Origin of the sequence: Agarivorans sp. 1_MG-2023, assembly GCF_030548385.1 — a bacterium.
Taxonomy (GTDB): domain Bacteria; phylum Pseudomonadota; class Gammaproteobacteria; order Enterobacterales; family Celerinatantimonadaceae; genus Agarivorans.
In genome coordinates, this window is sequence record NZ_JAUOSJ010000016.1 from 23,944 (window position 1) to 44,208 (window position 20,265).

Genomic DNA, 20,265 nt, shown 5'->3' on the forward strand with positions numbered 1-20,265 from the left:
ATGGCTAAGGACTACGTTGGGCGCAGTAAGCCCAAAAAACGCACGGCTAAACCTAGCCGTGCAGTAAGCAATAAAAAGCGCTTTCCGCTGCCGCTCGCCCTTGGCGTAGTGGCAGCAATTGTTGGCTTTTCTGTTTTGCTGTTTAATATTAAAGGCACTGCACCAACTCCTGCGCCAGAGCTCAGCGAGATAGTAAAACCTCAGGCTACCAAAACTAAGCCTAAAGCCAGCCTTCCTGAACCACCTAAAGAGCGCACTTACGTAAAAGAATTGGAAGAGAAAAAGGTAGAAGTAGAGTTAGCTGAAAAATCAGCTGAACCGGCTAAACCTTATCAAATGCAATGCGCTTCTTTCCGCAGCCGCGATAAAGCAGAAGAGAGCAAAGCCTTAATCGCTTTTGCAGGCTTAGAAAGCCAAATAAGACGTACCGAAGGTAAAAATGGCGCTTGGTATCGCGTTGTTTTAGGCCCATTTCCTACTAAACGCGATGCAGAACGTGCTCGACACGTACTACAACGTGCCAAGATAAATGGCTGCCAAATCTGGCACTGGAACTTCTAACAAGTCAAAAATCCTCTTTAAGCCGAATAAATGCAATTCGGCTTATATTTTAACCACTTAGACTTTTCATTCTATTTAAATCTTGTATTATTTATAACCAAAAATAATGCTGGGTATCGTCAAGTTTGTAGCTAAATATTCTTAGTCATTAGTTAAGCTTTGTTAAAAAAACAACGCTAAGCAATTAAAAATATTAGTTATTTGAACTGGTTCTCAACTATGTTATAAAAATGTAGCTACGCTATATTGTTAATAACAGTTAAAATGCGGAATATTTATAAGCTTTAAATCCGCGACTCGTAATAGGAACGCGATGAAATGGAAAACACCGAACTAGAGCAGCTAGATCGTCGGCGCTCAATGCGACTGGATCTAGAAAATGAGCCAGTAAAACTTATGTGGAAAAACAGCGATGGAGAAGCTGAAAGCATAGAAGCAACTTGCATAGACATATCACGTCGCGGCTTGTTAATTATGCACAGTGATGATCTACAGATTGGCACCAAACTTATAATAAAATTTGCCACTGAACATGCTGACGCCACAGAAATGAAAGCCAAGGTGGCTCGTTGCCATCGTAAGAACTTCACCAGTTACCATATGTTTTTGTTATTGTTGTAAAAAAAATCACGCTCCAAGCAATATCCGTGGAGTGTCTTATACTTATTAGGACTTGATTGGCGGCCAAAAGCACATTTGGCCACAAGTGATAATAAGAAGGAGCAGCCATGTTAATACTGGTTGGCGGAGAAAAAGGTGGCAACGGCAAGAGCAGCTTTGCACAGAACATTGCGGTTCACCTCACCACTACTGAACACCCCAAAGTCTTAATCGTTGACTGCGATGACCATCAGTCGAGCCTTGACTGGATTAATACCCGCGCTACAAACACCGCACTTAGCCATATTGATGGCATTCGTTTATTTGGCAAAATTCGTAATGATTTGCTGAACCTAAAAAGCCGTCATGACTATGTAGTGATTGACTGCGGAGGCTTAGACAATTTGGCCTTAGGCGCTGCCATGTCGGTTTCTCAGAAAGTGCTGCTACCTGTCCGTCCTAAACAGCGCGATTTAAAAAACCTCAGTTTCTTAGATGACGCAATAAGCACTTGCCGGTTAGTGAATCCGAACATGACAGCGAGCATCGTGCTAAGTCAATGCACAGCCTCAGCTGAACAGACACAACGAATTAACGATGCGAGGCAGCAGTGCCAAGCTCTTAGCTTGCATGTATTAGAAACGGTAAGCCACCATCACTCCGCCTATGATGAAGCCGAAGAAACAGGCCATTCAGTTAATGAAATAGAACCCAATAGCCAAGCAGCTAAAGAGCTTGACGCGATCATTAAAGAATTTCTTAAGGTCTCACTCACCAATTAAACGCGACATTCTTCTAAGAAAACCAAATCACGGCCTAAAATGCGGCGAGTTAAACTGCGATTAGCCGCTGTTTTTCGGTAAATACCTTGAAAAAGGCCTTAGCCTCCCCCATTTCAAAAGTATAGCTAAGCTAATGTATACAGTTAGCTCAACCAATTGAGGAAATAACGTGACTACTATCGTCTCCGTACGCCGCAACGGCAAAGTGATCATTGCTGGCGATGGCCAAGTCTCCCTTGGCAATACTGTGATGAAAGGCAACGCCAAAAAAGTGCGCCGCCTATACCACGGTAAAGTTCTCGCCGGCTTTGCTGGCGGCACAGCCGATGCTTTCACCCTATTCGAACGCTTTGAAGCCAAGCTTGAAATGCACCAAGGCCATCTTACTAAAGCCGCTGTAGAACTCGCCAAAGATTGGCGAACCGACCGCATGTTACGCAAACTAGAAGCACTTCTTGCAGTAGCTGATGGCGAGGCCTCGTTAATCATTACTGGTAATGGTGATGTGGTTCAGCCAGAACACGACTTAATTGCCATTGGCTCGGGTGGACCCTTCGCCCAATCGGCGGCATTAGCCCTATTAGAAAATACCGAGCTAGGCGCGCGCGAAATCGCAGAAAAAAGCCTGGCCATTGCTGGTAACATTTGTGTATTTACTAACTTAAATCACACCATCGAAGAATTAGACGCTAAAGCCTAAGGCTTTGCAGGAAAACATCATGTCGGAAATGACCCCAAGAGAAATCGTCTCAGAGTTAGACAACCACATTATTGGCCAAGCAGACGCAAAACGTGCAGTAGCGATAGCACTACGTAACCGCTGGCGTCGTATGCAACTTGATGCCGAGTTGCGCCAAGAAGTCACCCCAAAAAATATTCTAATGATTGGCCCAACCGGTGTGGGTAAAACAGAAATTGCCCGCCGCTTAGCTAAGCTTGCTCACGCACCATTTATTAAAGTAGAAGCGACAAAATTCACTGAAGTGGGTTATGTGGGTAAAGAAGTTGAAACTATTATTCGTGATTTGGCCGATGTAGCATTCAAAATTACTCGCGAACAAGAAACCGAAAAATTCCGTTTTCGTGCAGAAGACCAAGCTGAAGACCGCATTCTAGACGCGCTACTCCCACCCGCTAAAGATACCTTTGGCCATGAGGAAAAAGGCGAAGAGAGCTCTACCCGCCAAACTTTCCGCAAGAAACTACGCGAAGGCAAGCTAGACGATAAAGAAATTGAAATTGATATTGCCCAGCCACAAGTGGGTGTAGAGATTATGGCTCCTCCTGGTATGGAAGAGATGACTAATCAGCTACAAGGCATGTTCCAAAACTTGTCTGGAAATAAAGATACCAAGAAACGAAAGGTTAAGATTAAAGAAGCCCTTAAGCTACTTATTGAAGAAGAAGCCGCTAAAATGGTAAACCCTGAAGAGCTAAAAGAAAAAGCCCTTCATGCGGTTGAAAACAATGGCATTGTATTCTTAGACGAAATCGACAAAATTTGTAAGCGTGGAGACTCCTCAGGTCCAGATGTAAGCCGCGAAGGCGTTCAGCGAGACCTGCTGCCATTAGTAGAAGGCTCAACCGTTAGTACCAAACATGGCATGGTTAAAACCGACCATATTTTGTTTATTGCATCGGGCGCTTTCCAGGTAGCAAAACCTTCCGATCTTATTCCGGAATTACAAGGTCGCTTGCCAATTCGCGTCAGTTTAAGCGCCTTAAGTGCCGACGATTTTGTACGTATTCTTACCGAGCCCAACGCATCACTAACCGAGCAGTACAAAGCTCTAATGGCTACCGAAGGCTTAGATATAGAGTTTACCGAAGATGGTATTCGCCGTATCGCCGATGCAGCATGGCAAGTAAACGAGCGTACCGAAAACATTGGTGCTCGCCGTTTACACACGGTAATGGAAAAGCTGATGGAAGAGCTAAGCTTTGTCGCTTCTGACAACGCTGGCCAAACCGTTGTGATTGACGCTAAGTATGTTAACGAGTCTTTAGACGACCTAGTAGCCGACGAAGACTTAAGCCGCTTTATTTTATAAGCGCTGTTGGCCTGCTCTTAAGCCGCCACTTTGGCGGCTTTTTTGTATCTGCGCGGAATGCAAAGCCCACTATACATAGGCTAGATGCAATTCTTAATTACTTGATATTTCTTAATTGAAAACGGCAACTTAGGGTTTATACTGGTAGCGAACACTCGGGCCAATTTTAGGATCCAGACCATGGAATATAATACCTCTGAACTTTGTGACCTTTACGCAGATACGGTTGACGTTGTTGAACCCATGTTTGCCAGCTACGGTGGCAGAAATGCTTTTGGGGGCGAAATCACTACCATTAAGTGCTTCGAAAACTCAGGTTTAATCGCCCAAGTTGTACAAGAGTCTGGAACGGGTCGAGTATTGCTTATTGATGGTGGTGGTTCGTTACGCCGCGCATTGGTTGATGTAAGCATTGCCGAAACCGCTGCCGAAAACGAGTGGGATGGCATTATTGTTTATGGTTGTGTACGCGATGTAGATGCCATTGAAGATTTGGATATAGGCATTCAAGCCTTAGCGTCTATTCCCGTTGGCGCAGATGCCGAGGATGAGACAGGGGATGTAAATATTCCGGTAAACTTTGGCGGCGTGACCTTCCTTCCAGAAGATCACATCTATGCAGATACCACTGGGGTAATCTTATCGCCTGAGCCACTTGATATAGAATAAGCGCTCAAGCTAGCAGCTTATTCGGCATGAACGTCTTCAATTCGGCCTAACAAGGCTTTAAGGCGTTCTTGCCAAGCTTGCTGTTCTTGCAATAAACGGCCATTTTCGTCATTCAATTGGCTGTTTTGCTCTTTCAGCTCATCAATTTCCATACGCAACAATTCAATGCTATCAACTGCAACCTGAACTTTTGCTTCCAATTTTTCTAATACGTCAAAAGACATCGATATTTCTCCCGTTAATTCTGTTTCTAAGCCAACTCTTCTTATTTGAGTTGAATCAGTCATCATGGATAAATGAACCCAGCTCAGCGTTCACATATTGATGATGACTGCTTTTAAAGCAGCATACTCTTGTCATCTATAGCCAACAAGCGTAGAACAGTATTTCCCTAACTAGTTGTTGAATAAATAGTCATGAATCTAAAAAAAGGCCGCTACCGCCACTATAAAGGCCCAGAATATCAAGTTATCGATACCGTACAACATTCTGAAACCGACGAACACTTAGTCCTTTACCGCCCGCTATATGGCGAAGGAAAACTATGGGTGAGACCTTATGAGATGTTTTTCGAGAAAGTAGAGCAAGATGGTGAGCAAGTGCCCCGATTTGCATTTATCGAAGCACTTGAAGATTAAGCCTAACTGGCTAGGACTAAATATTTTGTCCCATATCTGTTGCAGGAGTGGCGCAACTAGGCGTACCAACTACTTTAGCAGGCACGCCTGCTACGGTGGTGTGTGGTGGAACATCTTCTAGAACCACACTACCGGCGCCCACTTTGGCGCCGCGACCTACCTCAATATTGCCTAAAATTTTAGCACCAGCGCCTATCAATACGCCTTGACGAACTTTAGGGTGACGGTCACCACGATCTTTACCCGTACCACCTAAGGTAACCGATTGTAAAATCGATACTTCGTCTTCGATTACCGCAGTTTCGCCCACCACAATACCCGTAGCGTGGTCCAGCATAATGCCTTTACCAATGGTAGCCGCAGGGTGAATATCTACCGCAAATACCGCCGAGATTTGATTTTGCATGTAACGGGCTAATGCCAAACGCCCTTGATGCCATAACCAATTGGCTACGCGATGTCCTTGCAGGGCGTGGAAGCCTTTTAGATACAACAATGGAATAGCGTAGTACTTAACCGCAGGGTCGCGGTCTTTTACCGCGACAATGTCTGCGGCAGCCGCTTCAAGTATGCACGGATCCGCCTTCAAGGCTTCTTCAATAAACTCACGCAACAAAATAGCTTGTACGGTAGAGCTATCCAGTTTGCTGGCTAATTGAAAACTTAACGCCGAAGCCAAGGTGTGGTGATTCAAAATAGTCGAGTAGAAAAAACTCGATAGCATCGGTTCGTCTTCAGCCATACGGTGGGCTTCATCACGGATTTGTAACCATACCGTTTCAGCTAACGTTTGTTTGATCTGATAGTCCTTTACCTTTGCCACACCTTCACCTTATTCGAGCTCTAATTTTTTCTCTTGAGGAACCACCGATTGAGGATCTTGGTGGATCAATACATCGGCCTCAGGCCATTGCGCTAACATAGCGTCTTCAACTTCATCGGCAATTCTATGTGCCTCGTAGAGGATAAGCTTATCATCTAGCTCTAAATGAAGCTGAATAAATTTTGTATGCCCAGATTGGCGGGTGCGAATATCATGCGCGCCCAGTACCCCTGGAATAGCCAGCGCGCAATTATACACCTGTAATTGAAAAGATTCAGGCAACTCTCTATCTAATAAGTTTTGAACCGATTCTTTGCCAATGCCATAAGCGCCATAACAAATGTAAACCGCAATTAGCACCGCGAACAAACCATCGGCCCAATACCAGCCATACTGGCTTAGCAGCAGCGCAACCAGCACTGCGGCATTCATGTAAATGTCCATGGCGTAGTGCATCGAATCAGCTTTAATCACGCTATTATTGGTTTTGGCTATGACATAACGTTGGAATATTACTAAACCAATGGTAATTAGTGTGGAGATAATCATTACCGTAATGCCTAAGCGGCTGTGCTCAATAGCTTTAGGGTTTAATAATTCAGTAAATCCGCCAAACAACAGCATAATAGCTGAGCCAGTAATAAACGCAGCTTGCGCAACACCTGCCAAGTGTTCCGCTTTGCCGTGGCCAAAGCGATGTTCTTTATCGGGAGGTTGCAGTGCATAACGCACCGCGAGGAGGTTCACTAACGACATGGCAATGTCCATTAGTGAGTCAATCAAAGAGGCAAGAATGCTCACTGCGCCAGTATATAAAAATGCCGCGCCTTTAATGACAAGCAAGGCCACTGCTACAAAGGTTGCGACCCATGTAGCCAAAGTGACCAAACGTTGATAGCGTTGTTTTTCCACTTCACAAATTCTTTCTCAAGTTTTGTAAAGTATAACGGCTAGTTAACTCTCTGACTGAGCTTTTTTGCTGGCTTTATCCATACGTTTTTGCTGCTTTTCCATTTTTTTGCTGCTCATCTCGGTGTATTTTTGCTGTTGTTCCGGCGTTAATACTTGGTAGATCTCTTGCTGAGCTTGCAGCATGTTTAACATACGCGTTTGGTGCTTAGCTTGTTGGATATCAATCAAGGCTTGCGCTGCACTTTCATCAAAAGTGGCCGACGTAATAATTGCCATACGCTGTTCATGCATCGCTTGGCGCTGTTCTTTATCGCCACCTTGAGGCTTGTATTGCTGCATAATGTCTTTAACTTGAACTTTTTGTTCATCAGTTAAATCCAGTTTTTTCATCATTTTCATTGCAGGATGACCACCACGCTTCATGCCATCTTGCATGTTGCCTTTAGCAGCGAAGGCTACCGGTGCAATAACTAAAGCACCAACGAGGGTAGTAACAAGTAGCTTTTTCATCATATTTTCCTGAGGTCTGTTAAGTCCATTTAAGTCTACAAAAGTGAATGCAAAGTAACCGCAGCAAAGTGTAAAGCTATGTAAAAGCCACAAATTAAACCCCGCAAAGCCGCCCTAGTTTTGTACAATTTGCGTATAAATGTTGAAAAGAGAAACGCCAGTGAAGCTATTATTAATTGATGATGACAAAGAGCTGACCGAATTGTTAGGCGAACTCTTAGAACTAGAAGGATTTAGTTGTGAGGTATGCAACGACGGTTTAAGTGGCTTAGAAAAGCTAAAGCAGCAGCGCTATGATTTGGTGCTGTTAGACGTAATGATGCCGGGTAAAAATGGCTTTGAAGTATTAAAAGAATTACGCAAAGACAACCAACAGCCAGTGCTAATGCTTACCGCAAAAGGTGATGAAATAGACCGTGTATTAGGCTTAGAGCTAGGCGCCGACGATTACTTAGCCAAACCTTTTAGTGAGCGTGAATTACTGGCGCGGATCCGGGCAATTTTACGCCGCACTCAAAGCGCGAGCCCAACAGAGGCAAATCAAGAACTGATTTGCCATCAAGACTTGAAGCTATCGGTAGCCAAACAGCAAGTGCATTGTGACGGCCAAGAGCTAGAACTCACCAGCACTGAGTTACTGCTTCTGCAGCATTTACTAGAACAACCTGGCAAGTTATTGGAAAAAGACGCTCTAAATCAAAAAGTATTAGGCAAGCGCCTACAAGCCTTTGACCGCAGCTTAGATATGCATATTAGTAACTTACGTAAAAAAATCCCTGCACGTAAAGATCAACTTCCTCGGATTAAAACAGTACGTGGTAAAGGCTATATGTGGCTAGAGTGGTAGTAATGAAGCGTCTAATTAACAACTTATTTGTAAAAATCTTCATCTCATTTTGGATGATCTTGTTGGTCACGGCTTTTGTCTCAATCAACTTATCGAAAATGGTCAGCGAGGATAATTTTAGAGCGCCCTCTTGGGCACTAAAAAGCTTGCAAGAATTTGCGAAGCGGATTGAGAACAATCCCCAGAAAATGCTCCATCCCAAACTAGAACCACGCTTTAAGGGGCGATTTGGTAAACCTTTTATTGTAAATGCAAATGGCGAAGTGATTAACCAAACCGATGTGAGTCGCGATATGCGCCGCTTAATCGCGAACCACGACAACCTTGAAGATCCAAGAATCACTCTCGATAAAAAGCACATTCTTATCGGCCCTCAGCAAGTCACGCTCGATAACCAAAGCTACCTACTCTATGTAGAGCGACGCGCTAAACCTGAGCAAATGCATGCCATTCGTAACTTTGGTGTATCACCGGTTTTTTTAAGTCTGGTGGCTATTGGTCTTAGCTTAGCCCTGTGTTTCTTGCTTACTCGCCACATTGTCAGGCCACTCAAAAAACTGCAATCGGCGGCTAACAAAGTATCACTTGGTCACTTAGACACTCAACTGCCCGAGATCCATCGCGGCGACGAAGTTGGTCAACTGTCTGATAGCTTGCAACGCATGGTAGATACCCTCAACCAGGCTATTAGCAACCAGCAGCGCTTACTGAGTGACATTTCCCATGAGCTACGCTCGCCACTTACACGAATGAATATGGCGCTGGCTATTCATAAAAAACGCCAAGAACCGAGCCCAGAAATAGAACGCATTGAACGAGAGTCACAACGTTTAGCAGAGATGATAAACGCACTGTTATCACTCTCGCGTATGCAGGTAAATGCCAAGCAACAACAGCTTGAATTACCCGACCTAATCGACGACATCGTTAACGATTGCGAGTTTGAGGCAGAGCAGTTAAACAAAACCTTTACGGCAAGCTACCCACCAAACGTTAGTCTGGTATGTTACCCACAGCTTTTGGCCTCGGCCTTAGAGAACGTTTGCCGTAATGCTTTAAAATACGCTGAACAGCATGTCAGCCTGCAAATAACTCAGCAAGACAATGAGCTAGTGCTGGTTATTCGTGATGATGGGCCAGGCTTAAATGAAGGCGAATTAGAAAGCATTTTCCGGCCATTTTATCGCAGCGGAGAAGCGCGAGATCGCGATAGCGGCGGAGTGGGTTTAGGCTTGGCCATTGCCGAATCAGCGGTTCGCCAACACGGTGGAAGCATTCGCGCGAGCAATCATTCGGCTAAAGGGCTAGAAGTTAGCCTGCGCTTGCCACTACAATAGCGCTTTTCGCAGCGACTTGGACTTATCATGATTAACATTGTGCTTTATCAACCAGAAATACCACAAAATACCGGCGCAATAATCCGTTTAGCGGCGAATAGCGGTTGTAACTTACACCTCATCGAACCATTGGGTTTTGCTTGGGATGATAAAAAAGTTAAACGTGCAGGCTTGGACTACCATGAATTTGCTGAGGTAAAGCGCCATGCCAACTACCAAGCATTTTTAGACACCGAACAGCCCGCCCGATTGTTGGCTTGCACCACCAAAGGCAGCGGTTTTCATAGCGATTTTAGCTTTGAAGCTGGTGACTACTTAATGTTTGGCCCGGAAACTCGTGGTTTGCCCGATGATGTGTTGTCTGAAATCGACAGTAAGTTCCGTTTACGCATTCCTATGTTAGCCGATAGCCGCAGCATGAACCTATCAAACGCAGTATCGGTATTTGCTTACGAAGCTTGGCGCCAACTCGGTTATATTGACGCGGTATAACGCAAAGCCTTTAAGCCGCCTTAAACCAACGCTGTTGACTTAAGGCGCGCTTATATACCCATGCCAAACTCAATCCTCTTAGGGCCATAAAGCCACATAAAGCTAGCCACAAAGCATGGTTCCCCCAGCCCTGAAACAACCACCATAAAGGAAAAAAGCCACCAAAACTGGCCAGTAGCATAGAGTTACGCATAATCCGCCCTTCCGAGGTCGCAATAAACACCCCATCTAAAATGAAACACCACACCGCCACTAGCGGTAGCACGATCATCCAATGTAAATACAAGGCTGCGGTTACTCGGATCTCTGGAATGTCGGTAAGTAGAGCAACTAAATGCTCTCCAAATACCCCAAACATAAGACTAAACATTAACCCAGCCATCAGCGCTAACCACAAACATTGCTTTATAACGTCTACAAACAAACCACGATCTTGTTTTCCTTTGGCTTTACCCGCCAAAGCCTCTACTGCATAAGCGAGTCCATCGAGAGCAAAAGAAACAAACATCAAAAAGTTTAGCAATACCGCGTTAGCTGCAACAATGTTATCGCCCAGTAGTGAGCCTTGAAAAGTGATAAAAGCAAAACACAGCTGCAGAGATAATGAGCGTAAAAAGATATCTCTGTTCAGGGAAAACAATCCGCTTAAGTGCTTGCGGCTAAATCCCTGCCAACACTCAGAGAAACTAGGAAGTTGTTTAAAACGATTTAGAAACTGCTGTCGGCACAAATACAAACCTAACAATAATCCCAGATAATCAGCAATCACCGTGGCTAAGGCCGCACCTTGTACCTTCCAATCAAAGCCGACTACAAACAAAACATCTAAGCCGATGTTGCAACTGTTAGTTAAAATAAGTAACAACATAGGTGCTCGAGCATTTTGCATGCCCAGCAACCAGCCTAACAATACAAAATTTAACAAAGCTGCAGGAGCGCCCCAAATTCGCGTCGAAAAGTACTCTGCGGCATAAAATTGAACAAGCTCGCTACCACCCGCCAAACTTAAACCTAAACGTAAAATAGGTGCCTGCAAGGCAAGTAAAATAAAACCTAATATTAAGGCGAGTAAGGCTGAGTTAAACCCTATACGTTGTAACTCTGACCGGTCGTTTGCGCCCGATGCTTGCGCAGTTAAGCCGGTGGTAGACATACGCAAAAAACCACACAACCAAAATACCAAGGTAATCATCATTGACCCTAAGGCCACACCTGCGAGGTAATAAGAGTGGTCTAAATGGCCAATCACAGCGGTATCCACCAAACCCAATAAAGGAATAGTGATATTCGACAGAATCATCGGGATGGCAATGGCGGCAATAGCAGAGAAACGCGAATGAGACATGTAGGAGAGAGTTAGAGGTTGATACCGAGAGTGTAAGAGTTCAATACACTCTCGGCAATAGCAATGACTGGCTTACAACAAAGCTATCAGATAATGGTCTGCCAGCCACCGATCATAAACAGAAACAACAAGCTGAAAAAAAGTAACTCACCTATAGCAAAGCAAACAACCAATGGTCAGCCAACAAAGCCACAAACAACAGCATCAAATACATTATCGAATAAGCAAACAACTTCATGGCATCTTTGTGGTTATCACCATTGTATAAACGCCATGCCAATTGAATAAAGCGCAAGTTAAGTACACAACTAGCGGCCAAGTAAACCAATCCACTCATGCCAACTAAAAACGGTAACCAACAAACCGCAAACAGTAACAACGAGTACAGCACCACCAGCTTTTTGGTGAAGCTAATGCCATGTGTCACTGGCAACATAGGAATATTCACTTTTGCGTAATCATCTCTACGAGCAATCGCCAGCGCCCAAAAGTGCGGTGGTGTCCAAGTGAATATCAACATAACCAGCAGCAAAGGTTCAGCCGATACCGCATTGTTTACGGCTGTCCATCCTAGCAATGGCGGCATTGCACCCGCTAAGCCACCAATGACAATGTTCTGTGGCGTAGCGCGTTTTAGCCATAGCGTATAAACCACCGCGTACCCCACTAGGCTCGCAGCAGTAAGCCAAGCAGTCAGTGGGTTCACCCACCAGTACAACATGGCAAATCCAGCCAGCGACAATAGCGACGCCCACAATAATGCCTGCCAACTGGCAATTGCCCCTGTGGGTAACGGGCGATTATGGGTGCGCGCCATGGCTGCATCCGCTTCGCTATCAATATAATGGTTAAATGCTGCTGCCCCACCCGCCATTAGCCCAATACCCAAATTACCTATGAGCAAGGCTTGCCAAGGTGGAAGGCCAGACGTTGCCAAACAAGCACCCACCACTGCGGTAAGTACTATTAGGGCAACTACCTTAGGTTTGGTTAATTTGTATAGCGCTCGCCAATTTATTCCCTTGTTCAATGAACTAGGCGGGTTAAGCGTGTTCAACTTCGCCATAATGCGTCTCCTTTTGCACAAGTGGTTTTAACTTAGTGGCACTTTGGTAGTGGGCCAAAATCAAGCTAATTAAACATAGCAGCAGCATGGCCGCTATTAAGTTGTGGGCCACCGCAACAGCCAAAGGCACCTGCCAAAGTACATTCGCTACGCCTAGCCCTACTTGGGTAAACAATACAAAAATAAGCCGAGAAGCTCGCCCGCGCTCAATGTCGCTATGGCGTCGCTGTATATAACTCAAGGCCAAAATGAATAAGTATAGGGCAGTCACTCCGGCCCAAATGCGATGAGTTACATGCACCGTTTTACGCTGCTCGTGGCTCAATACACCAAACTCGTAATTGCTGCCTGTTCGTTCTGGTAAGGGATGAAAAGCATCTATTTGATAATCATCGCTCCACGCTTCATGGCATAAGGGCAAACCTTGGCAGGAAATGGCCGAATAATTAGCAGAGGTCCAACCGCCTAAGGCAATTTGAATACTTAGTACTAACAAGCCAACCCACAACCAGCGACCACTGCGTTGCGGTTTGGTAATGGGCCGTTGCCGCAACATAAACCAAGTAAACAACAATGCCAGCATTGAAAAACCGCCCAACAAATGCCCCATCACCACAATAGGCATTAACCCTAGAGTCACCGTGAGCATACCAAGGGCGGCTTGAAATATGATCAGCACCACTGAAGCAATAGCAATAAATCGATGTTGTTTGCGCGAAACCGCTACCCCGGCTAGCGCCACCACCAGCAAACCTAAACTGCCGGCAAAGTAACGGTGAATCATTTCATTCCAGGCTTTTTGCGCTTCAAGCGGGCGTTCAGGAAAAGCAGTCGCGGCATGCTGGATATGCTCTTCAGTTTGAGGCACTGCGAGCTGGCCATAACAACCCGGCCAATCTGGGCACCCTAAGCCAGCATCAGTTAATCGCGTGAACGCGCCTAAACCGATCACCACAACGGCAAGTAACATGGCAGCAATTAATCCTTTTTGCATATGCTTCCCTTAGCCTTTATTGAAACCGCGAGTTTTTAATTAAACGTTTTACGTCTGTGATTAAACCTTTCACTTGCTCATCTCCTTGAGCCGGCTGATAACTTAAAATGACCCAGCCGGTAGGATCAACCACTAACCATTGTTGGTCGTATCCCGCTAAACCTTGATTACTTTGGGTTATTGCCAACCGAGCATAACCTGCATCAATGTTGGCTTCTTTAGCCTCGCTGATTAACGCTAAACGCTGTGTTTTCTGCTTGGCAATGCCCAGTGCTAACCAAGCGGTATTCAAACGCGCTAAGTTGTCGCTGCACACATCCAAACAATCATCTTTTATGACTTGAGCAATCGACCACTTACCGACTTGATAATTTTCTAATTGCATTGGCGGCTCTAACCATTGGCCATGGCTTAAAGCCCCCCGTTCAAACCAGCCCATTTTAAGTACTACCCAGGCCAGAATTAATGGCACTAAAAATACTGAAGCAAGTAACAGCATGGTTTTTTGGTGACTTCTCATAAACCTTCCTTGTTTCTATTTTGCCAACAAAAATAGCCCGTCAGCCCACTAGCCACTAACGCCATTAACAACCACTGCAAAGCGTAGCCCTTATGTTTTTCAGGAGATATAGACACCAATTGCTCTGGTGAATGCTCTAATTGGCTATCCAATACAAAAGGTAATAAATCAATGCCCCAGTACTCAGCTAAGGCATCGATATTGACTTGCTGAACCCGTAAACCTTGCGGAAACGCTTCTAACCAAAGTTGCTTATCCAACACCACCGGTAAACTCACCTCGCGTAAGCGATATCGATTTGGCAAAGCATCGGTATTTAACGTTTGTGGCAGTTCAGCGCGATGATAAGAAGCAGGTTGCCAAGCCAAGCGCACTAATACATTGCCTTGCGGAGTGGTAGCCAAGGTATAGGCGTCGTAACCCACTTTTCCCTGCTCTACTTGGTTGTCTAACCAAAGGTTGGTGCCCACTGCGCGAATTGTTGCAACTTTCACTATCTGAAAAGGCACTGCTCCATTCATTTGAACCTTGTCTAGACTTGTTTCTACTAGCGACTGCTGTTGATACTGATCCAATAATTGCTGTTTTTGTTCGCTACGTTGCCATTGCCACAATGAAAGCTTGACCATTAGCGCTATCAACGCAACCATAAGCAATACAAACAGTATCAAGCGGTAGGAAACTGTTTTTTTATCAGTCTGTTGAGAGAGCTTGCTTATGTTCATTAAAATACTGATTACCGCACTCGTTCTGTTTGTTGTGGTAAATATGGTGTTAGCACTTCGCGTTATGCTTAAAGGCGGCGAGAAACCAATGACTCATTATTTAGCTAGGCGCTTAATGATAAGCGCATTAGTTCTCTTCGTTGTGTTACTCGCCATGTCGTTGGGATACATTCAACCCAACCCTCGCCCTTATTAGTTACAGCACGTATACAAACAAGAATAGACACAACCACACCACGTCTACAAAGTGCCAATACCAACTAGAAGCCATAAAGGCGAAATGGCTCTTCCCGGTAAAATGACCTTTTAATACTCGTAAAAACATCACTGTTAGCATGATTGCGCCCAGCGTTACGTGTAAACCATGAAAACCCGTCAATAAGAAGAAGGTATTTCCGTAAATACCTGAATCAAGCCGTAACCCCATTTCTTGGTAAGCGTGCACATACTCTTCTACTTGGAAAAATAAGAATGCAAAGCCCAGTACCAAGGTAATAGCTAGCCATAATTTTAGCGGGCCGCGCTTATCTTTTTCCAAACTCACGTGAGCAAAATGTAAGGTGAATGAAGAGATCACCAATATAACGGTGTTAAGTAGTGGCAAGCCGTACCAACCCATTGCCTCGGTGGTAGTACCGCCGGGGGTTTGAATCAGTGGCCAAATGGCTTCAAATTCGGGCCATAACACAGCCCCGGTCATTTCATTATTGCCTGCGCCACCTAACCATGGCACCGCGATCATTCGGGCGTAAAATAGTGCACCAAAAAATGCACCAAAGAACATAATTTCCGAGAAAATAAACCAGCTCATGCCTTGACGAAATGAACGGTCCATTTGGGCGCTGTATAAACCATTCATACTTTCTTGAATAACATTACCAAACCAACCAAATAGCATGGTAATAATCACCACAAAACCACAGGTTAATACCCATAGGCCGTAGCTTTGCTCGCTACCCATTTGTTGAACGCTAAAACCCGCGCCCATAGCGATGAGGAATAAACCTACCGCGCCAACAATTGGCCAAATACTTTGGGCAGGTACGTAATACTTATCATAAGGCTGCGTCATTGCTCACCTCTCCATCAGCACGTGTTTGTGCAGTTTCAGATTCATTTAGCTCAGCACCCTCTACCGCAAATAAGGTGTAAGCTAAGGTTAATGTGTTTATATCTTCAGGTAATTCGGGGGCGACATAAAAAAACAAAGGCATGTCTTGTTGTTCACCCGGAGCGAGGGTTTGTTGTTCAAAACAAAAACAACTCACTTTTTTAAGATGATTGGCCGCGAGACCAGGGCTTACCGAAGGCACTGCTTGCACTGTTCCTCGGCGAGCGGTGAAGTTACTGGCGCTAAAATCGACTTGTAAGGTTTCACCTGGATGAACTTTCACCCGGTTGACCTTGGGGCCAAATTTCCAGTTAAGTCCCTGCGGTACATAACTTATAAACTCCACCGTAACAATACGCTGCTCGTCGGTAGCCATACTTACTTCGCTAGCTGTTTTGGCGGTTTTTCCGTTAATGCCGGTGACTTTGCAGAATACGTCGTACAAAGGCACTAAGGCATAACCAAAGCCAAACATAGCCACCACTACCAACAGCAGTCGCACAACTAAGCGGCGATGGCCAAGCATCTTATTTAATCTCCGGTGGAGTAGTGAAGCTGTGATAAGGCGCTGGCGAAGGCAGGTTATCCCACTCTAAGCCTTCGGCACCTTCCCACGGTTTAGCTGGGGCAGGCTCTCCACTGCGAATACACTTAATCACCAAGTACAAGAAAATGAACTGCGATAAACCAAAGGCAAAACCACCAATACTCACTATTGCGTTTACATCAGCAAATTGCAGAGCGTAGTCAGGGATCCTGCGAGGCATTCCTCCCAATCCTAAAAAGTGCATAGGGAAAAACAGCACATTTACCGATACCAGCGAGCACCAGAAGTGCAATCTACCTAAGCCTTCGTCATACATTCTGCCCGACCATTTGGGTAGCCAATAATAAGCCGCCGCCATAATAGAGAAGATGGCTCCTGTCACCAATACATAGTGGAAGTGCGCCACCACAAAGTAGGTATCGTGGTACTGAAAATCTACCGGAGTAATAGCCAGCATCAAACCTGAGAAACCACCAATGGTGAACAGTACGATAAAGGCAATCGCAAATAACATGGGGGTTTCAAAGGTTAAAGAGCCTTTCCACATAGTGGCGACCCAGTTAAATACCTTCACCCCTGTGGGAACCGAGATCAACATGGTACAGAACATGAAAAATAGTTCTGCTTCCACCGGCATTCCAGTGGTAAACATATGGTGCGCCCACACCACAAAGCTTAGTCCTGCGATAGACGCAGTGGCGTAAACCATCGAAGAATAACCAAACAACGGCTTGCGAGAGAACGCGGGAACAATTGCCGAGATAATGCCAAAGGAGGGCAGAATCATAATGTAAACTTCAGGATGGCCGAAGAACCAGAAAATATGCTGGAACAACACTGGGTCTCCCCCTCCCGCGGCGTCAAAGAAGGAGGTTCCAAAGTATTTATCGGTTAACACCATTGTCACCGCCCCCGCCAATACTGGCATCACCGCAATCAGCAAAAAGGCAGTAATAAACCAAGTCCATACAAACAACGGCAGCTTCATGTAGGTCATACCTGGGGCGCGTAAGTTCATAATGGTAACAATCACGTTAATCGCTCCCATGATCGAACTTATCCCCATAATGTGTATCGCAAACACAAATAGGGCGGTACTGTCTGGGCTGTATTTAGTTGATAACGGAGCGTAAAAAGTCCAACCAAAGTTGGGGCCGCCGCCTTCCATAAACAGCGATGCCAACAAAATGCTGAAAGCAAAGGGTAAAATCCAAAAGCTCCAGTTATTCATGCGTGGCAATGCCATATCTGGCGCGCCAATCATCATTGGAACTAACCAGTTAGCTAAGCCCGTAAAGGCTGGCATCACCGCACCAAATACCATGATAAGGCCATGCACCGTAGTCATTTGATTAAAGAAATTAGGCTCAACCAGTTGCAAGCCTGGTTGGAACAGCTCGGCGCGAATAATCATCGCCATGGCTCCACCAACAATAAACATGGCAAAGCTGAACCATAAGTACATTGAACCAATGTCTTTATGGTTAGTGGTTAGTACCCAACGCATTAATCCGCGAGGGGCATGGTGGTGTTCTTCATGGTCTGAGTGAACGTCACTAATCGTGCTCATTGTCTGTCTCCCTACTGCGCTGCGTTTTGAACGGCCACAACATCCTTGGCCTGCACTAAGTCACCCGTATCATTACCCCAAGCATTTCGCTCATAAGTAATCACCGCAGCTAGCTCTTTCAAACCAAGCTGTTTACCAAAGGCTTGCATGGCTGTGCCAGGCTCGCCATTTACCACTACTTCAATATGTTTAGTCACATCACCTAACGCGATTGGACTGTCTTTTAAAGCGGGGAACACGCCAGGTAAACCTAGGCCGTTAACTTGGTGACAAGCAGCACAGCTTTTCTCATACACTTTTTCGCCTAATGACATCAGCTCATCTTGCTGCATAGTCATGGCCACCAGTTCAAGCTCTTGGGCTTGCTTGGCTAAATAAGCAGCTTCTTTCTCTGCCAACCAAGCATCATATTCGGCTTGAGGTTTGGCGATAACAACAATGGGCATAAAGCCATGGTCTTTTCCACATAGCTCAGCACATTGGCCGCGGTAAATGCCGGGTTTATCAATGATGGTCCATGCTTCATTAATAAAGCCCGGGTTAGCATCTTTTTTAACTGCAAAGTCAGGCACCCACCAAGAGTGAATAACGTCTTCTGAAGTCATGAGGAAGCGGACTTTTTTCCCGATTGGCAGTACTAAGGGGTAGTCGACTTCAAGCAAATAGTTTTTGCGCTTCTCCAGTTTGCCGTTTACTTCATCCCAATCAGACGCCATTACACTGTAAAACTCTAAATCTTGATCAAAGTACTTGTAGTGCCACTTCCACTGGGAACCCGTCACTTGAATAGTAATGTCGGCATCGGAAGGATCTTCCATTGCCAGTAAGGTTTTAGTGGCTGGAATCGCCATGCCTATCAAAATGATAAAGGGAATGATGGTCCAAATTATTTCCACTTTAGTGCTTTCGTGGAATTGAGCAGGAACCGCTCCTTTGGATTTACGGTGATGGTAAATCGACCAAAACATAGCGCCAAATACCAAGACACCAATGGCACAACAAATATAAAAAATTGTCATGTGCAAGCCATAAACTTGCTCACTGATGGCAGTAACACCAGGACGTAAATTGAAAGACATCTCTTGCGCAAACAAATGCGGCGAAAAAAATGTCAGCACTAATAGCTGAATCCATCGGCCCACAGCGCTCTCCTTTGCAGTAGCCAACGACAACAACTTTCCATGCTAGGAAAGTAGCTGCGAATAAAGGGAAAATCCCCACCCCAAAAGCATAGGCTATTACAGCTAAATACAACCTACTGTTTATAAATTAACCTCTAAGTTAAAGAAATGTAAATACATTGTTGAGATTTTTATGGATAAAGACAAAAGATGTGATGTTAACGACAAAAGCCCAAATCAGAGTGATTTGGGCTTCAAAATGGGGGAACTTATTGTTGAATAAGGCTTACATCCAATCGGCAGTGCGAATAATACCTACCGCTAAACCTTCTATTTCGATGTTCTGATATTCAAGATCAACTTCAATGGTTGATAACTCTTCATTCTCGGGATGTAAGTACACCATCTTACCGTCACGCTCAAAACGTTTAACCGTAACATCTTCATCTAAACGAGCCACAACCACCTGTCCATTGTGTACCTGAGTAGTTTTATGCACGGCTAATAGATCTCCATCCATAATGCCGATATCTTTCATGCTCATGCCCTGTACTCGCAGTAAATAATCGGCATGCGGATTAAATAAGTTAGCATCTACGGCATAATGAGATTCAACGTGCTCCTGCGCCAAAATAGGCTCACCCGCAGCAACTTGACCGATTAACGGCAAGCCTGGCTCAGGCTCTACAGTGGCTTCATTTGCACTAGCCGGCAAGTACGCTTCGCTAATACGGATCCCTCGCGACGCACCAGGAATCATTTCAATCGCACCTTTTTTAGCTAAAGCTCTAAGGTGTTCTTCTGCTGCATTAGCCGAGCGGAATCCTAGCTCTTTAGCAATTTCGGCACGCGTTGGAGGCATACCAGTATCGTTAATATGGCGGCGAATAAGTTCAAACACTTCTGTTTGGCGGGGCGTTAAGGGCTTCATAGTCTACCTGTAAGTTTATACAGCACACTGTTAGTATATACAGCATACATTTTGACGCAAGGTTTTATATTAATTCTGATTTTGTTACTGTTGATTCAAAGTGATAGGAGGCA

Annotated in this window: 25 protein-coding genes; 11 read left to right on the top strand and 14 right to left on the bottom strand. The window is 45.1% G+C overall.

Annotated features, from left to right (window positions below):
* The 6 genes from Q4592_RS19150 (at position 1) to rraA (ending at position 4,663) form a co-directional block, all read left to right on the top strand.
* Positions 1-561, top strand: a complete 561-nt coding sequence (locus Q4592_RS19150; RefSeq protein WP_303516223.1) for an SPOR domain-containing protein — start codon at positions 1-3, stop codon at positions 559-561.
* A gap of 318 nt (positions 562-879) precedes the next feature.
* Positions 880-1,182: a PilZ domain-containing protein gene (locus Q4592_RS19155; RefSeq protein ID WP_137674786.1), complete on the top strand. Its 303-nt coding sequence runs from the start codon at positions 880-882 to the stop codon at positions 1,180-1,182.
* Between the two features lie 107 nt (positions 1,183-1,289).
* Positions 1,290-1,943, top strand: coding sequence for a division plane positioning ATPase MipZ (locus tag Q4592_RS19160; RefSeq protein WP_303516224.1), 654 nt, complete (start codon positions 1,290-1,292; stop codon positions 1,941-1,943).
* A gap of 169 nt (positions 1,944-2,112) precedes the next feature.
* Positions 2,113-2,643 (top strand): ATP-dependent protease subunit HslV, encoded by a 531-nt coding sequence (hslV, locus tag Q4592_RS19165; protein WP_303516225.1) that lies wholly within the window; start codon positions 2,113-2,115, stop codon positions 2,641-2,643.
* 19 nt (positions 2,644-2,662) lie between these two features.
* Positions 2,663-3,994, top strand: coding sequence for an HslU--HslV peptidase ATPase subunit (gene hslU / locus Q4592_RS19170; RefSeq protein ID WP_303516227.1), 1,332 nt, complete (start codon positions 2,663-2,665; stop codon positions 3,992-3,994).
* A gap of 180 nt (positions 3,995-4,174) precedes the next feature.
* Entirely contained in the window at positions 4,175-4,663 is a 489-nt protein-coding gene (gene rraA, locus Q4592_RS19175; protein WP_137674790.1) for a ribonuclease E activity regulator RraA, read from the top strand.
* A 17-nt stretch (positions 4,664-4,680) separates the two neighbouring features.
* Here rraA and Q4592_RS19180 read toward each other — a convergent pair whose 3' ends face one another.
* Entirely contained in the window at positions 4,681-4,953 is a 273-nt protein-coding gene (locus Q4592_RS19180) for a cell division protein ZapB (protein ID WP_336622631.1), read from the bottom strand.
* 126 nt (positions 4,954-5,079) lie between these two features.
* Here Q4592_RS19180 and Q4592_RS19185 point away from each other — a divergent pair, with 126 nt between their 5' ends.
* The gene (locus Q4592_RS19185; protein ID WP_303516231.1) at positions 5,080-5,301 is read left to right on the top strand and encodes a DUF1653 domain-containing protein; all 222 of its coding nucleotides are present in this window, start codon (positions 5,080-5,082) and stop codon (positions 5,299-5,301) included.
* Positions 5,302-5,317: 16 nt separating this feature from the next.
* Here Q4592_RS19185 and cysE read toward each other — a convergent pair whose 3' ends face one another.
* Genes cysE through Q4592_RS19200 form a run of 3 tightly spaced genes read right to left on the bottom strand, consistent with a single transcriptional unit; the run spans position 5,318 to position 7,546 of the window.
* Positions 5,318-6,124 carry a serine O-acetyltransferase gene (gene cysE / locus Q4592_RS19190; RefSeq protein ID WP_201798769.1) on the bottom strand — a complete coding sequence of 269 codons (807 nt, stop codon included), beginning with the start codon at positions 6,122-6,124 and terminating at the stop codon, positions 5,318-5,320.
* A gap of 9 nt (positions 6,125-6,133) precedes the next feature.
* Positions 6,134-7,036, bottom strand: coding sequence for a cation diffusion facilitator family transporter (locus Q4592_RS19195; protein WP_303516233.1), 903 nt, complete (start codon positions 7,034-7,036; stop codon positions 6,134-6,136).
* Between the two features lie 42 nt (positions 7,037-7,078).
* Positions 7,079-7,546 carry a Spy/CpxP family protein refolding chaperone gene (locus Q4592_RS19200; protein ID WP_303516234.1) on the bottom strand — a complete coding sequence of 156 codons (468 nt, stop codon included), beginning with the start codon at positions 7,544-7,546 and terminating at the stop codon, positions 7,079-7,081.
* Between the two features lie 139 nt (positions 7,547-7,685).
* On the opposite strand from Q4592_RS19200, the gene Q4592_RS19205 reads away from it, so the two are divergent.
* From Q4592_RS19205 to trmL, 3 genes are read left to right on the top strand one after another with little or no spacing between them, the layout of a single operon-like run.
* Entirely contained in the window at positions 7,686-8,393 is a 708-nt protein-coding gene (locus Q4592_RS19205) for a response regulator (protein ID WP_303516235.1), read from the top strand.
* A gap of 2 nt (positions 8,394-8,395) precedes the next feature.
* On the top strand, positions 8,396-9,730 hold the full coding sequence (locus Q4592_RS19210; protein WP_303516237.1) for an ATP-binding protein: 1,335 nt from the start codon (positions 8,396-8,398) through the stop codon (positions 9,728-9,730).
* Positions 9,731-9,757: 27 nt separating this feature from the next.
* Entirely contained in the window at positions 9,758-10,222 is a 465-nt protein-coding gene (gene trmL / locus Q4592_RS19215; protein WP_303516239.1) for a tRNA (uridine(34)/cytosine(34)/5-carboxymethylaminomethyluridine(34)-2'-O)-methyltransferase TrmL, read from the top strand.
* A gap of 10 nt (positions 10,223-10,232) precedes the next feature.
* Here the strand turns inward: trmL and dinF are convergent, their stop codons facing one another.
* From dinF to Q4592_RS19240, 5 genes are all read right to left on the bottom strand, one after another.
* Positions 10,233-11,567, bottom strand: coding sequence for an MATE family efflux transporter DinF (dinF, locus tag Q4592_RS19220; RefSeq protein ID WP_303516243.1), 1,335 nt, complete (start codon positions 11,565-11,567; stop codon positions 10,233-10,235).
* Between the two features lie 151 nt (positions 11,568-11,718).
* A complete protein-coding gene (cyoE, locus tag Q4592_RS19225; protein WP_303516244.1) occupies positions 11,719-12,633 on the bottom strand; it encodes a heme o synthase in 915 nt (304 codons plus the stop codon).
* Complete coding sequence (locus Q4592_RS19230) at positions 12,611-13,627, bottom strand: heme A synthase (RefSeq protein WP_303516246.1); 1,017 nt, start codon at positions 13,625-13,627, stop codon at positions 12,611-12,613. Before Q4592_RS19230 ends, cyoE begins: the two co-directional genes overlap by 23 nt.
* Before the next feature lie 16 nt (positions 13,628-13,643).
* Complete coding sequence (locus Q4592_RS19235; RefSeq protein ID WP_137674800.1) at positions 13,644-14,147, bottom strand: hypothetical protein; 504 nt, start codon at positions 14,145-14,147, stop codon at positions 13,644-13,646.
* On the bottom strand, positions 14,144-14,872 hold the full coding sequence (locus tag Q4592_RS19240; RefSeq protein WP_303516249.1) for an SURF1 family protein: 729 nt from the start codon (positions 14,870-14,872) through the stop codon (positions 14,144-14,146). Before Q4592_RS19240 ends, Q4592_RS19235 begins: the two co-directional genes overlap by 4 nt.
* On the opposite strand from Q4592_RS19240, the gene Q4592_RS19245 reads away from it, so the two are divergent.
* Complete coding sequence (locus Q4592_RS19245; protein ID WP_303516250.1) at positions 14,865-15,068, top strand: DUF2909 domain-containing protein; 204 nt, start codon at positions 14,865-14,867, stop codon at positions 15,066-15,068. The genes Q4592_RS19240 and Q4592_RS19245 overlap by 8 nt on opposite strands.
* Here Q4592_RS19245 and Q4592_RS19250 read toward each other — a convergent pair whose 3' ends face one another.
* From Q4592_RS19250 to lexA, 5 genes are all read right to left on the bottom strand, one after another.
* Complete coding sequence (locus tag Q4592_RS19250; protein WP_303516253.1) at positions 15,069-15,944, bottom strand: cytochrome c oxidase subunit 3; 876 nt, start codon at positions 15,942-15,944, stop codon at positions 15,069-15,071.
* On the bottom strand, positions 15,928-16,509 hold the full coding sequence (locus tag Q4592_RS19255; RefSeq protein WP_137674804.1) for a cytochrome c oxidase assembly protein: 582 nt from the start codon (positions 16,507-16,509) through the stop codon (positions 15,928-15,930). The genes Q4592_RS19250 and Q4592_RS19255 overlap by 17 nt, the downstream gene beginning before the upstream one ends.
* A gap of 1 nt (position 16,510) precedes the next feature.
* Positions 16,511-18,100 (bottom strand): cytochrome c oxidase subunit I, encoded by a 1,590-nt coding sequence (ctaD, locus tag Q4592_RS19260; RefSeq protein WP_137674805.1) that lies wholly within the window; start codon positions 18,098-18,100, stop codon positions 16,511-16,513.
* Between the two features lie 11 nt (positions 18,101-18,111).
* A complete protein-coding gene (coxB, locus tag Q4592_RS19265; protein ID WP_303516341.1) occupies positions 18,112-19,179 on the bottom strand; it encodes a cytochrome c oxidase subunit II in 1,068 nt (355 codons plus the stop codon).
* Between the two features lie 328 nt (positions 19,180-19,507).
* Positions 19,508-20,152 carry a transcriptional repressor LexA gene (lexA, locus tag Q4592_RS19270; RefSeq protein ID WP_303516255.1) on the bottom strand — a complete coding sequence of 215 codons (645 nt, stop codon included), beginning with the start codon at positions 20,150-20,152 and terminating at the stop codon, positions 19,508-19,510.
* Between the last annotated feature and the right edge of the window lie 113 nt (positions 20,153-20,265).

Bases quoted from the DNA above. Each gene is read 5' to 3' on its own strand.
- Q4592_RS19150 (WP_303516223.1), top strand. From the start codon at position 1: ATGGCTAAGGACTACGTTGGGCGCAGTAAGCCCAAAAAACGCACGGCT.
- Q4592_RS19155 (WP_137674786.1), top strand. From the start codon at position 880: ATGGAAAACACCGAACTAGAGCAGCTAGATCGTCGGCGCTCAATGCGA.
- Q4592_RS19160 (WP_303516224.1), top strand. From the start codon at position 1,290: ATGTTAATACTGGTTGGCGGAGAAAAAGGTGGCAACGGCAAGAGCAGC.
- hslU (WP_303516227.1), top strand. From the start codon at position 2,663: ATGTCGGAAATGACCCCAAGAGAAATCGTCTCAGAGTTAGACAACCAC.
- rraA (WP_137674790.1), top strand. From the start codon at position 4,175: ATGGAATATAATACCTCTGAACTTTGTGACCTTTACGCAGATACGGTT.
- Q4592_RS19180 (WP_336622631.1), bottom strand. From the start codon at position 4,953: ATGATGACTGATTCAACTCAAATAAGAAGAGTTGGCTTAGAAACAGAA.
- Q4592_RS19185 (WP_303516231.1), top strand. From the start codon at position 5,080: ATGAATCTAAAAAAAGGCCGCTACCGCCACTATAAAGGCCCAGAATAT.
- Q4592_RS19200 (WP_303516234.1), bottom strand. From the start codon at position 7,546: ATGAAAAAGCTACTTGTTACTACCCTCGTTGGTGCTTTAGTTATTGCA.
- Q4592_RS19205 (WP_303516235.1), top strand. From the start codon at position 7,686: ATGTTGAAAAGAGAAACGCCAGTGAAGCTATTATTAATTGATGATGAC.
- Q4592_RS19210 (WP_303516237.1), top strand. From the start codon at position 8,396: ATGAAGCGTCTAATTAACAACTTATTTGTAAAAATCTTCATCTCATTT.
- trmL (WP_303516239.1), top strand. From the start codon at position 9,758: ATGATTAACATTGTGCTTTATCAACCAGAAATACCACAAAATACCGGC.
- dinF (WP_303516243.1), bottom strand. From the start codon at position 11,567: ATGTCTCATTCGCGTTTCTCTGCTATTGCCGCCATTGCCATCCCGATG.
- cyoE (WP_303516244.1), bottom strand. From the start codon at position 12,633: ATGGCGAAGTTGAACACGCTTAACCCGCCTAGTTCATTGAACAAGGGA.
- Q4592_RS19230 (WP_303516246.1), bottom strand. From the start codon at position 13,627: ATGCAAAAAGGATTAATTGCTGCCATGTTACTTGCCGTTGTGGTGATC.
- Q4592_RS19235 (WP_137674800.1), bottom strand. From the start codon at position 14,147: ATGAGAAGTCACCAAAAAACCATGCTGTTACTTGCTTCAGTATTTTTA.
- Q4592_RS19245 (WP_303516250.1), top strand. From the start codon at position 14,865: ATGTTCATTAAAATACTGATTACCGCACTCGTTCTGTTTGTTGTGGTA.
- Q4592_RS19240 (WP_303516249.1), bottom strand. From the start codon at position 14,872: ATGAACATAAGCAAGCTCTCTCAACAGACTGATAAAAAAACAGTTTCC.
- Q4592_RS19250 (WP_303516253.1), bottom strand. From the start codon at position 15,944: ATGACGCAGCCTTATGATAAGTATTACGTACCTGCCCAAAGTATTTGG.
- Q4592_RS19255 (WP_137674804.1), bottom strand. From the start codon at position 16,509: ATGCTTGGCCATCGCCGCTTAGTTGTGCGACTGCTGTTGGTAGTGGTG.
- ctaD (WP_137674805.1), bottom strand. From the start codon at position 18,100: ATGAGCACGATTAGTGACGTTCACTCAGACCATGAAGAACACCACCAT.
- coxB (WP_303516341.1), bottom strand. From the start codon at position 19,179: ATGTCTTTCAATTTACGTCCTGGTGTTACTGCCATCAGTGAGCAAGTT.
- lexA (WP_303516255.1), bottom strand. From the start codon at position 20,152: ATGAAGCCCTTAACGCCCCGCCAAACAGAAGTGTTTGAACTTATTCGC.